Genomic DNA, 11623 nt, shown 5'->3' with positions numbered 1-11623 from the left:
ACTTTTCGTGGCCTTCCCACCCCCCGCGGGGTCTTCCAATCGGTCTGTCTCTTATACACATCTCCGAGCCCACGAGACGACGAGGAGCTTCCACGCTCCCGTCGAGACGGCGTACGCCGAGAGTGCGACAAGTATCACGACGCTCCCCGCGCCGACGGCTGTCGAGCGATTCATGTTGTGAACGAAAATACTCTGGTTAATAAGATGCGCGGTTCGACCATTTAGCGTCAGCGCGTCTCACTGAGTTGCGTTCTTCCACGCCGTACGGTCGAGTGTGCCGCCGTCGAAGTCGGTTGGGTCCGCCTCAGTCGCAGCCCAGACGAACAACCCGGCGACATCGTCGGGGTCTCGTCCCTGTCCGCCGCTGAGGTCGGTGGCGACGAGCCCCGGGTCGACGACACAGACGGACTGGTCGCAATCGGCGGCGAACTGCCGAACGAGCGCCTCGGCAGCAGCCTTCGAGACGGCGTATGCCCCCATTCCGGGTTCCGCATCGCGGGCGACGGACCCCGAGGGGACGAGAATGCGAGCGTCGTCGGCCATGTGGGGACGTGCTTCTTTGACCGCCGCGAAGACGCCGCGAACGTTCGTTCGCAAGGTGTCGTCGAAGGCGGCGTAGGATTCTTCGTCGAGAGGCATCTCACCGGGTGTGCCGTGGTTGATGCCAGCGTTGGCGACGAGCACGTCGATATCGCCGCCGATACGGGCGGCAGTTTCCATCAGACGCTCCATATCGAGTTCGTCTCGAACGTCGGCACGGAGTCCCTCGGCGACTCCACCCACGTCTTCTACATCGTCGAGGACATCCCGGAGTGCGTCCTTATCGCGGGCGCAGGCGACGACTGTCGCACCGGTTCGACCGAAGGCCCGGGCGACAGCAGCACCGAGACCTGAACTCGCGCCGGTGACCACCACGGTGGTGTCGTTCATGCAGGCCGTACGGAGGCGGCGTGCCTAAAGATACCTGCCGAGCGCCCCCGATTTGGTCAGTCGATTTATGTTCTCAACGTCCTTACAAAGCTCCATGAATTCCGTCTCGGCCCTCGACTCCCTCGCTGGCGAATCAATCGTCGTTATCGGTGGTGGATTCGGCGGTCTCTCGACAGCCTGCTATCTCGCCGACGCCGGGGCAGATGTGACGCTGCTGGAGAAAAACGAGCAACTCGGTGGCCGAGCGAGCACGCTCGAACGAGACGGATTCCGGTTCGACATGGGTCCATCGTGGTACCTGATGCCCGACGTGTTCGAGCGGTTCTTCGCGTACTTCGGCAAGCGGCCCTCGGACTACTACGAACTCACCCGCCTCGACCCCCATTATCGCATCTTCTTCAAAGACGGCGACCGAGTCGACATGGTTCCCGACCTCGAAACGAACAAGGCGACATTCGAGTCGTACGAACCCGGTGCGGGCGATAAACTCGACGACTACCTCCGGAAATCCGAGCGGAACTACCGCATCGGAATGGAACACTTCGTCTACACCGACCGGCCGAACCTGACGGACTACATCGACCTCGACGTGTTCAAAAACTCGTGGGGGCTGTCGCTCGTCGGGTCGATGCAGGACCACGTCGAGAACTACTTCGACCACCCCAAACTCCAGCAGATAATGCAGTACACGCTGGTGTTCCTCGGTGGCGCACCGAACAACACGCCCGCGCTCTACAATCTCATGAGCCACGTCGACTTCAACATGGGCGTCTACTACCCCGACGGCGGTCTCGCAGGCGTCGTCGACGCCATGGTTTCGCTCGGCGAGGAACTCGGCGTCGAGTACCACACGAACTCGCCGGTGGCCGAGATTGCGGGTCGGCGCGGCGGGTTCGCCGTCCGTACAGAGGGCGGTCGCGAGTTCCTCTGTGACCAGGTCGTAAGCGACGCCGACTACGCCCACACCGAACAAGAACTCCTCCCCGAGAAGAAACGCCAGTACGACGCCGACTACTGGGAGTCGCGAACGTACGCACCGTCCGCGTTCCTGCTCTATCTCGGCGTCGAGGGCGACGTGGACGAACTCGCTCATCACACGCTCGTGCTCCCGACCCAGTGGGACGGCCACTTCGAGACCATCTTCGAGGACCCGGCGTGGCCCGACGACCCCGCCTACTACCTGTGTGTTCCCTCGAAGACCGACGACACGGTCGCACCTGCGGGCCACAGTAACCTGTTCGCACTCGTTCCCGTCGCGGCCGGACTCGAAGACACGCCCGAACTCCGCGAATCCTATCGTGACCTTGTCCTCGACGACATCGCCGAAAACACCGGTGTCGACCTCCAAGACCGCATCGTCGTCGAAGAAACGTTCTGTGTGAGTGACTTCGCCGAACGGTACAACAGCACCAAAGGCACCGCACTCGGTCTCGCGCACACGCTTTTCCAGACGTCGCTGCTCCGCCCGCCACACGGCTCGAAGAAGGTCGACGGTCTCTACTTCACCGGGTCGTTCACCACGCCGGGCATCGGCGTCCCGATGTGTCTCATCAGCGGCCAACTCACCGCGGAGGAGATGGCTGAAGACGCGAGATGAACGGAGACATGGGAGAAGGGTATCTGAGATGAACGGAGACATGAGACGAAGAGGTCTGAGATGAACGGGGACATGAGATGAAGAGGTCTGAGATGAACGGGGACATGGCGGCCAACACAGGGGTCGAAGGCGGCCTTCGGGACCGACTTGCCTACCTGTTGGTCCTCTCACGCCCCCGGTTTTGGCTCTATCTCGCCGGACCGGTCATCGTCGGCGCAGCGGCCGCAGCGAGCACGTTGGCAGACCTGCTAGCCCTCGATACCGTTCTGCTGTTCGCGTACTTCCTCATTCCAGCGAACGTGTTCCTCTACGGCGTCAACGACGTGTTTGACGCCGATATCGACGAAGCCAATCCGAAGAAAGCCGCCCGCGGGGCGCGCGGGCGCGGCGCCCCAGTGACCCTGGTGGTCGGCGTGGGAGGCGGTGCCCGGGGCGGCGGTCTGTTCGCGCTCCCGCCGCGGGTCGCGTGGCCGTGGCTCGTCGCGTACTTCTCCCTCGCCGTCGAGTACAGTGCCCCGCCGTTCCGGTTCAAGACGACGCCGTTTCTGGACTCCGTCTCGAACGGGCTGTATATCCTTCCGGGCGTGGCCGCGTACGCGGCGATTACCGGTTCGAAACCGCCAACACTCGCTATCGCCGGGGCGTGGCTCTGGACGATGGGGATGCACACGTTCTCGGCGATTCCCGATATCGACCCCGACCGCGAGACCGGTATTCAGACGACGGCGACAGTCCTCGGCGAGCGCCGAACTTACGCCTACTGCGCCGTGGTGTGGGGGCTCGCGGCCGCCGCCTTCGCTGCCGTCGACGTTCGACTCGGTGGGTTGCTCGCGGCCTATCCGGTCGTTGTCCTCGGAATTGCACTCTCAGGTGTCGACGTAGAGCGGGCGTACTGGTGGTACCCCATTTTGAACACCGTCGTCGGCATGCTCATCACCGTCGGGGCACTTTGGGGTGTCGTCTATGGCTGACTCGCGAACGCAGCTCCCGAGACCACCGAGCACGCGGCGGGAGGCCGAACTCGCGCTCGACCGACTCGTGTGCGACAATCGGTTTACCATCTCGGTGTTCTTCCCGCTGAACGGGGCGGTTCTCCTCGTCGCCAGCGCGATGACGTGGCTCCCGGAGCCGCTGGCGTTCAACGCGTTTCTTATCCTCTTCGGGACGCTCGTCATGCGCTCGCCCCTCATCGTCGGCGTCCTACCACTCGTGACGCGACGGGTCGCGTTCGGGGTCGCTGCGCTCACGGGCTACGCATACGCCATCGAGTACACCGGCATCACGACTGGGTGGCCCTACGGCTGGTTCGAATACGGCATCGACCTCGGGCCGACGGTCGCCGGCGTCCCCATCGGGCTTCCCGTGTTTTTCATCCCGCTCGTGATGAACGCCTACCTGCTTTGTCTCCTGCTTTTGGGCGACCGCGCCAGAGACACGCTCGTCCGACTTCCAGTCGTCATCGCCATGGTCCTCGCCATGGACGTGGTGCTCGACCCCGGCGCGGTCGCACTCGGCATCTGGGAATACTACCGTCTGGCCGACGGCGCGATAATCTTCTACGGCGTCCCGCTTTCGAACTACGCCGGGTGGGTCGTCAGCGCCACTATCGCCGTCGCCACGCTCGACTGGGCGTTCGACCGCGAGGCGCTTCTCGAACGACTCGATGCGACCGGATTCATGCTCGACGATTTGGTGAGTTTCGTCATCCTCTGGGGCGGCATCAACGCGTGGTTCGGCAACTGGATTCCCGTCGCCGTCGCCGCTCTCTTCGGCATCGGTCTCCTCCGAACCGAGCGATTCGACTCGCGACTGTTCCGTCTCCCGCGGCGCTTGCCGTGGCGGTCCTAAGTCGTAAGTGGACTTCAAAAATCAACGACCAAACTCAGTCCGAACCCCATCGACTCAGCGCCCGTATCCACCCCGAAACGCGGCCTCGGCTCCGTACTTTGCCGACCGGGGTCGAACCGGGACCGAAGTCCGCGTCGAACCCCTCATCTTCCGGGTAGGGAACGACGCTGACGGCCTTGAACACGGCGACCGGGTCACGCCAGACAGCCCAGTACGCCGCCGTCTTCCCGAGCAAGAAGACTTTTCGACCGAAGCTCAGGTCCGGCGTCGTCGAGAGCGTATCGTAGCCGAGTTTGCGAATCGACCGGTGGTGGTCGGCGTACAGGACCGCCGAGAGGAGCACCGGGAACTGGCAATCGTGGGGCAGGTACTCGATGCCGGCGACGCCGTCTCGGTAGAGTGACTCGGCTCGGCGGAGTTCGTCGCGCATCACTTCGGCGACACGGTCGTCGAATTCGAGGTCAAGAATCTGCGCTACGTCGACGCCGTGGCGCTCCAGCGTCGTCTCTGGAAGATAGACTCGGTCGCGTTCGACCACGTCCTCGCCAACGTCGCGGAGGAAGTTCGACAGTTGGAACGCCTGTCCGAGCGCCGTCGCGTGCGGCAGTGCCTGTTTCGGGTCGTCGGGGCGCATCACGGCGGTCATCATGCGACCGACGGCCGACGCCGAACCGTCCATGTACGTCTCTAACTCCTCGTAGGTCGCATGTCGGTCCTTGTGGATATCCGACTCCATGGCGTCGATGAAGACGTTCACGTCGTCGGGGTCGATATCGTACTGCTCTCGGAGGTCGGCGAATGCGGACAACACCGGGTCACCTGTCTCGACGTCGCCGAGTGCCTCGGCGCGAAGTCGTTCGAGACGCTCACGCTGTTGCTCCGGTGGGGCGGTCTCCTCAGCGTCGACGACCTCGTCGGCGACGCGGAAGAACGCGTAGAGGACGTATGTGGCGTGTCTGACGCGTTTTGGGAGGAGCCGAGTTGCGAAGTAGAACGTCTTTCCCGTCCGTTGTTGTATTTCTTTTCCGGCTTCGACCTGTGATTCGTTGAGCATTTTCGTATACCGCGTACCGTCCCTGTCACGGGACCGAGTAAGGTGACCGAACGGGCCGCAAATGGTCTCACCTTCTCGTTGGGTTGCTGTCGACATAGCGTTTCGTGCAGCCGTGAAGTCAACCGTTGAATCCACTGACGGCTCTGTGATGGCTGTTTTATTGATTTGTGTCAGGTATCGTTACCAGAACGTGTCGCTACAGTCATAGACGACCCCGTGTTCTGGACAGATGTACTTGCAGTGGCGATGGGTCATCGATGTCTCACAGATAGGGCACGGACGGCCTTTCGGAGACTCGATAGCACACGCGTCCAGACTGGTGTTGTCGTCCATACGATGTTTTCATAGGACGCAAGCGACATATTGCTTACTGCTGTTTGCGGTGTCTCCTCCCAGTTCGATTCGCTCGAATATTGGCCTCTGGTCGACACCGGATCTGTGTGTACCCTCGGACCGACACCGGATGGAAGTAACTTCGGGCCGGGACCGAACGGAAGTACCCACACGCCGCACGAGACGTACCCCGAATTTGGTACTGAAGTGGAACAATACTCATGTACGACGGTCATCGACACACACTGTGGAGTATCGTCCCGGACCCGTGCGAATATTACTCCTCTCGACCAACCAGTAGAAAGAACAGTCGATGGAGAAGGCGCTCTGGTATCTACTCACGGCGACACGAGGTGGTGAGAACCGCGTCCGGATCATCCGTACACTGTCGGAGCGTCCGCGGAACGCAAACCGCCTCGCCGACGAACTCGACGTCGGATACAAGACCATCAGACACCACCTCGATGTACTCGAATCCCACGGGGTCATCGAGGCCGGTGGCGACAAGTACGGGCGACTGTACTTCCTCACAGACCACTTCGAACAGTACCGCGATACCTTCGAAGAAATCGCAACACACCTCGATTGAACATGGCAATGAGTACCCAGATTCTGGCAGCGAGCGTCCTCTCGGGCGTGAACATAGTCTTCCTCTCGGCGTTAGCCGCCGTGTGGGTTCGAAACTACCGGACGTTCCGCACGTCGCTCGTCCTCGGCCTTCTCGCGTTTGCTGTCGTGATGCTCGTCGAGAACGCATTCGCCCTGTACTTCTTTTTCACCATGCAGAGTCTCTACTCCGGCGACCCACACGTCCAGCAGGCCGTGTTGGTCCTTCGCGGTCTCCAACTCGTCGCGGTTGCGTTCTTGACGTACGTGACCGTTCGCTGAGCGTCCCCAGTGTGTTCGTTGTGTTATTTTCGGAGCGAATTTGGTACTGACTCAACCCTAACTCGTCACAGAGTCGTCCCGAATCTCGAAAAATCCCCATTAAGTCGTCGTGCGTCTGCTTTGTCGTGGATTCGACCACGTGAGAAGAACCATGACCGATACGAACCCTTCAACGACACGACGAACCGTCCTCGGCCTGACCGGTGCGGGTGCACTGACTGCACTTGCCGGGTGCCTCGGCGACGTAATGATTCCCGGGCAGTCCAGTAACGGCGGTGACCAGTCCGCACGAACCTACCGCGTGACTGTGGCAAATCTCACTACCGGCCAACCGTTCACCCCACCGGCAGTGGTCGCACACCGCGCCAGCGTCGAACTGTTTGCCGTCGGAGACCCAGCCAGCGACGCCATCAAAGAACTCGCCGAAAACGGGAACCTCGACCCGTTAAGCGAACTCGCCGAGAGCACAACGGATATTCGTACCCTCTCCGCGGCCGAGACGCCGCTCGTCCCTCCTGAACTCCCGGCGAGTGAGATGTTCCCCGCCGCAGCCACCCTCGAACTGGAAACCGACGCCAGCGGGATGTATCTCTCGTTCGTGAGCATGCTCATCGGGACGAACGATGGCTTCACCGGTCTCGACACCGTCCCGCTCCCCGAGCGCGTGAACGAGTCGCGGTCGTACTTCGCGTCGAGTTACGACGCTGGAACGGAGATGAACACCGAAGCGTACGGTGACATGGTTCCACCAGCACAGGCACTCTACGGCATCGACTCGGGGACCGAAGGAACCGGAATGAGCAACCCGGACCTCGCCGAAGATGGCGTCATCACACCCCACGGCGGTATCGTCGGCGACGGCGACCTCGACCCCGCGGTCTACGGCTGGGATGCCCCCGCCGCGCTGGTCCAAGTCGAGCGAATCGAGTGAGACGGGAACTGGTGTGTGTTCTGGCTGTCGAGTGGGAGTCGGTCTGGTCTCGGCGTGGTCGTCGCTCACCGAAACTCATGTCGCGTCGGTGAACCGACTTGCTGCAGAGCCACGTCAAAAATGAACGACCCGAGAGCCGTTCGACAAAACCACGTCGTGTCCCACGTGGGAACGTAGGTGGCGTTCACCACGTGGTTCTAGTGCAGCCGCGTTTGCCCGTTGTCGGAGCATCGTGGCCCGCTCTGGTGAGATGGTAGTGTGGTGGGGGAGAGATTAGTGAGGGGTACCGGTCGACGTGTCGTCGACATGGCTGAGGGAGGCTCTGACAACGGCAGTTACCAATTTGTTACCATACACCAAAGATGTGTCGGTTGGTGTCATTTGAATCGATACTGGTGTGGGTGAGAGTGTTAGTTTCTTTGTCGAGATTCCAGCGGCGGTAGGTGTGCTCGGGGAAGTATTTAACATGACAATATGGGGTGGTATGGGTGAGGCTGTAGACGAAGATGTCTGTGGAAAGCACGCGACGAACGGTTCTCAAATCCGCTTTCGGCACCTGCTTTTGTGGGGTATTCGCTGGGTGTATTGATTTTCAGAAACCCGACACAGACTCACCGTCAACTGAGACGAGCGGCGCGTCGCCCGATACGCGAACGTCGACTTCGGCTCCAACAAGCCAGCATATCGCCCTCCGAATCAACAACTTCAGAGAGACGGAGCGTAGCGGGACGGTCTCGGTTTATCGCCACTCACCCGACGGCGAGGCCGATATCACACGCATTACGGCGACGCCACCCGACGACTCAGTACAGGGCACCCACCACTCGTGGCGTATTCCGCCGGCGGAACAAACGACGTACGAATCGGTGTTTCGACCGGGGACTGCGTATCTGCTGCAGGTCAAGCTCGATTCCGGGCTGAAAGAATCGTACGGGGTTTCGATAGCAGACGGCCAAGACCCCGCCTTCGTTAGCGTCGGTCTCTTTGCAGACGAAATGATGTGAATACGGTGTGGACGTAGGGTCCTCGGTTCAGCTACCCAGTCCACCATATATGACATTCTGAAAACAATTATGAGGATGTCAGTGCTGGTCAGTCGTATAATGCTCAGACCGAGGGCAACCGCGCGGAAGACGCCGACGTGGCCAACCCCGACTCCGGAACAGGTCGAAGTCGTCCTTTTCGGGACGTGCCACATGGACGACCCCGGCTTAGACGAGGTGAACGTCAGCGCCGACGATGTTCTCACCGACGGCCGCCAGCGTGAACTGGGCTCACTCGTCTCGAACCTCGAACGCATAGGCCCGGACTTCGTCGCTGTCGAACGCCCCGCATCGCAGGCCGAGGCCGTGAACGACCTGTACGTGCGCTATCGAGATGGTGAGGCCACCTACGACGAGGAACACGCATTCGAACCGCGGCATCCGGAACGGGGCGATACCCAGATGGCGTGCCGAAGCGAGGTCATCCAAATCGGGTTCCGACTTGCCGACCGCCTCGGGCACGACCGTGTCGTTCCCGTCGACGTTCCGGAACAACTCGGGACAGGTCCCGACTTCGAGGAACTCGAAGAGCGGGGGTACGAACCGACTCCGAAGATAGATATCCCGCGAATCGACCACGACGAACTCCAGCAGTCGCTCGACGACCGTCTCGCGGACTCGACTCTCACAGCGTACCACCGATATCTAAACGAAGCGGCTGCACTCCACTACAACGATGGGATGTTCGACGAGTTCCTCCGATACGGCGACCAAGACAACTACGCTGGTCCCGATGCCCTTTCGAGATGGTACCGGCGGAACCTCCGGATGATTCACAACATCTGGCGGGCCGTGGACGAAGACACTAACCGTGTTTGCTTCGTCGTCGGCTCCGGACACGTCCATATTCTCCGGCAACTCCTCACCGAGTTCCCGCAGTTCTGCCCCGTGAGTCCGCTTCCGTATCTGCCCCGTGGTGAGTAAGCGGGTGTTGAAGATGGTGACGAGTGGATAGTAGTTGACTCGGGAGGTTAGGTGTGGTTGGTGGGTTCGAAGGGGGTGTCCGGATTGGCCGGATAGGCATTTCCGTCGACCCCCCGGGGGGTTGAGGGTTATTGGAGGTCGACGGAAACACTTGAGTGCGAACCGCCTGTAGAGTACTTGTGGCACTCAAATTGGGCATGGTTACAGACGAACCCTAGTTGGGTTGAAGCCTCCATGTATGCGTCGATAATCCTGTCGAACACGTCGTTACAGACGAACCCTAGTTGGGTTGAAGCACGAGTTTGTTGGTTCATATGAAACTGATGTTGGTTACAGACGAACCCTAGTTGGGTTGAAGCTTCGTCTTGGCGCTGTTCGAGCACGTTAAAGACCTGGGTTACAGACGAACCCTAGTTGGGTTGAAGCAGTCTTGGCGTGACAGAGACGCGACGAGATGCGATGTTACAGACGAACCCTAGTTGGGTTGAAGCTTACTCCCGTCTTGCATAAGGACGTGTATGTCGACGTTACAGACGAACCCTAGTTGGGTTGAAGCGAGTCTCGGGCGGGGCATTATGGCAAAGGATAGACAGGTTACAGACGAACCCTAGTTGGGTTGAAGCCCAAACCAAAAAGGAACACTGTCGAAGCTGTGAGGAAGTTACAGACGAACCCTAGTTGGGTTGAAGCTCTGGGTCGACCGACATCAACAGCTCGGTCTACGGTTACAGACGAACGCCTCTGTTTAAATCCTCAGTAGTTGATACAAACTGTGTGCTGAATATAGAGGGTGCATTCAGCAACTCCACGACTGGCTGTAGGAGACTCTGATGGAGAAGCACGACTGATCGTGCTGAAATCGGAGTAGGATACCAACCTCGGGTTATTTCAGGACGTGATACATTGCGAAACTGGGAATGCGGGTATTCAGATGGGTGGTTAACCGATACAGACAACTCGAAAATATGGCGTCACACCCTGCAGTAGCTGGAGGACCTGAGATTGCAGTTGACCTGACTATCGTACTGGGTCTTTGGTGCCTCTGGGTACTGATAAGTAGGGGTGTAGGTGCGGCTTTAGATTTCACTCCACTCATACTCATCCCACTTGGTACCGCTATTGCGATTCTGCTCATTGATACAGTAGTTAGTCGGGTATTTTGACAGAGGCACGATGCAAACAGTGGACTTCAGTGTCTGCCAGCCAACTGAATTCACAACGTAGACTCTTGGGTGCAACACACACGCCCTGTATTCAGCACGGTTTCGATAAACTACCACCGACCGAGGATTTCAACAGAGCCAGACGAACCCTAGTTGGGTTGTAATAAGGTGGAAGCATGGGTGACACTATGAATCGTGTTGGCGGAGATACAGCCCACCAACGAGACAGCCCACCGCCACGAACAACAAGCCGCCACTCAAAACGTCTCTGAGCAACCCAGACACCCCAGGATTTTCCACGATGCCGAAGCTATTCTGAAACACGAGCAATTGAATAACTAAAGCCGGCCCTCCAAGCACAGTCAACAGTCGTGCGTTACTGACATTTTGAATACGGCTCATGACACATTCAATACTCAGACATATAAAAATTCACTGACATAATAAAGAATGGTTCCGGCGTGATTGCGGGGTATTGGAGGTCGGGCAAAACATCCAGCTGAATTCTGAGTCTATGGACCTCCAAGCCGCGTGTTCACACGAGCTTCAGACGACCCAAATCAGAGAGAACTCCACAAACACGTCATATCTGCGGCATCACTCAACTTCCACAGTATGGACAGTAAGGTCGTCGTCGACGACGAGCGTCGCAACGGAACCCTCGAATTCGACATCGACGACGGCGCGGAAGGGTTCGTCCGACCGAACTCGACCACGCACATGGGGGAGCAGACTCTCCGTCGCCTGCATGTTGCTCGAGGTGGCGGGCGACACGCCCAGTTCGAGTAATGCGCTCGCTACTCGTGGCTCGAACTGGAGTGCGCTCACGATATCGACAGTTGCGAGCCACGAACACGTCTTACAGGACATCTCGGCTGTCGGCGTTTGTTCGCCGTCGAGTCGGTCCTGCGG

General features: G+C 59.5%; 13 protein-coding genes and 1 CRISPR repeat array. Of the genes, 9 read left to right on the top strand and 4 right to left on the bottom strand.

Annotated elements, in window-relative coordinates; all coding sequences use genetic code 11:
• On the top strand, positions 1–181 hold a 181-nt coding region (locus QT222_RS14800; RefSeq protein ID WP_491477608.1), incomplete at its 5' end, for a hypothetical protein.
• A gap of 56 nt (positions 182–237) precedes the next feature.
• On the opposite strand, the gene QT222_RS14795 is transcribed toward QT222_RS14800, so the two are convergent.
• Positions 238–930 (bottom strand): SDR family NAD(P)-dependent oxidoreductase, encoded by a 693-nt coding sequence (locus QT222_RS14795; RefSeq protein WP_004059999.1) that lies wholly within the window; start codon positions 928–930, stop codon positions 238–240.
• Between the two features lie 94 nt (positions 931–1024).
• On the opposite strand from QT222_RS14795, the gene crtID reads away from it, so the two are divergent.
• The 3 genes from crtID to cruF all read left to right on the top strand — a co-directional run bounded on the left by crtID (position 1025) and on the right by cruF (position 4375).
• Positions 1025–2527, top strand: coding sequence for a bifunctional phytoene desaturase/3,4-desaturase (gene crtID / locus QT222_RS14790; RefSeq protein ID WP_491477607.1), 1503 nt, complete (start codon positions 1025–1027; stop codon positions 2525–2527).
• A gap of 92 nt (positions 2528–2619) precedes the next feature.
• Complete coding sequence (locus QT222_RS14785; RefSeq protein WP_491477606.1) at positions 2620–3498, top strand: prenyltransferase; 879 nt, start codon at positions 2620–2622, stop codon at positions 3496–3498.
• Positions 3491–4375 (top strand): bisanhydrobacterioruberin hydratase, encoded by an 885-nt coding sequence (cruF, locus tag QT222_RS14780; protein ID WP_491477605.1) that lies wholly within the window; start codon positions 3491–3493, stop codon positions 4373–4375. Before QT222_RS14785 ends, cruF begins: the two co-directional genes overlap by 8 nt.
• A 34-nt stretch (positions 4376–4409) precedes the next feature.
• On the opposite strand, the gene QT222_RS14775 is transcribed toward cruF, so the two are convergent.
• A complete protein-coding gene (locus QT222_RS14775) occupies positions 4410–5429 on the bottom strand; it encodes a phytoene/squalene synthase family protein (protein ID WP_491477604.1) in 1020 nt (339 codons plus the stop codon).
• Positions 5430–5609: 180 nt separating this feature from the next.
• Positions 5610–5762 (bottom strand): HVO_2523 family zinc finger protein, encoded by a 153-nt coding sequence (locus tag QT222_RS14770; RefSeq protein WP_014732523.1) that lies wholly within the window; start codon positions 5760–5762, stop codon positions 5610–5612.
• 313 nt (positions 5763–6075) lie between these two features.
• Between QT222_RS14770 and QT222_RS14765 the strand changes: the two genes are divergently transcribed.
• The 5 genes from QT222_RS14765 to QT222_RS14745 all read left to right on the top strand — a co-directional run bounded on the left by QT222_RS14765 (position 6076) and on the right by QT222_RS14745 (position 9548).
• The gene (locus QT222_RS14765; protein WP_004059994.1) at positions 6076–6351 is read left to right on the top strand and encodes an ArsR/SmtB family transcription factor; all 276 of its coding nucleotides are present in this window, start codon (positions 6076–6078) and stop codon (positions 6349–6351) included.
• Between the two features lie 2 nt (positions 6352–6353).
• Positions 6354–6650, top strand: a complete 297-nt coding sequence (locus QT222_RS14760) for a DUF8036 family membrane protein (protein WP_004059993.1) — start codon at positions 6354–6356, stop codon at positions 6648–6650.
• Between the two features lie 151 nt (positions 6651–6801).
• Positions 6802–7581 (top strand): spondin domain-containing protein, encoded by a 780-nt coding sequence (locus tag QT222_RS14755; RefSeq protein WP_491477603.1) that lies wholly within the window; start codon positions 6802–6804, stop codon positions 7579–7581.
• Between the two features lie 506 nt (positions 7582–8087).
• The gene (locus QT222_RS14750; RefSeq protein ID WP_491477602.1) at positions 8088–8585 is read left to right on the top strand and encodes a hypothetical protein; all 498 of its coding nucleotides are present in this window, start codon (positions 8088–8090) and stop codon (positions 8583–8585) included.
• Between the two features lie 99 nt (positions 8586–8684).
• Positions 8685–9548 (top strand): DUF5694 domain-containing protein, encoded by an 864-nt coding sequence (locus tag QT222_RS14745; RefSeq protein WP_491477601.1) that lies wholly within the window; start codon positions 8685–8687, stop codon positions 9546–9548.
• Between the two features lie 200 nt (positions 9549–9748).
• Positions 9749–10238: direct repeats of the CRISPR family, unit length 30 nt; unit sequence GTTACAGACGAACCCTAGTTGGGTTGAAGC.
• Positions 10239–11308: 1070 nt separating this feature from the next.
• On the opposite strand, the gene QT222_RS14740 is transcribed toward QT222_RS14745, so the two are convergent.
• Positions 11309–11623: DUF7351 domain-containing protein (locus QT222_RS14740; protein WP_491477600.1), on the bottom strand; the 315-nt coding region annotated here is incomplete at its 5' end.

The organism is Haloferax sp. s1 (assembly GCF_058382125.1).
The sequence above is the reverse complement of the archived record's forward strand: the minus strand, read 5'-3'. Positions and strand labels throughout refer to the sequence as shown.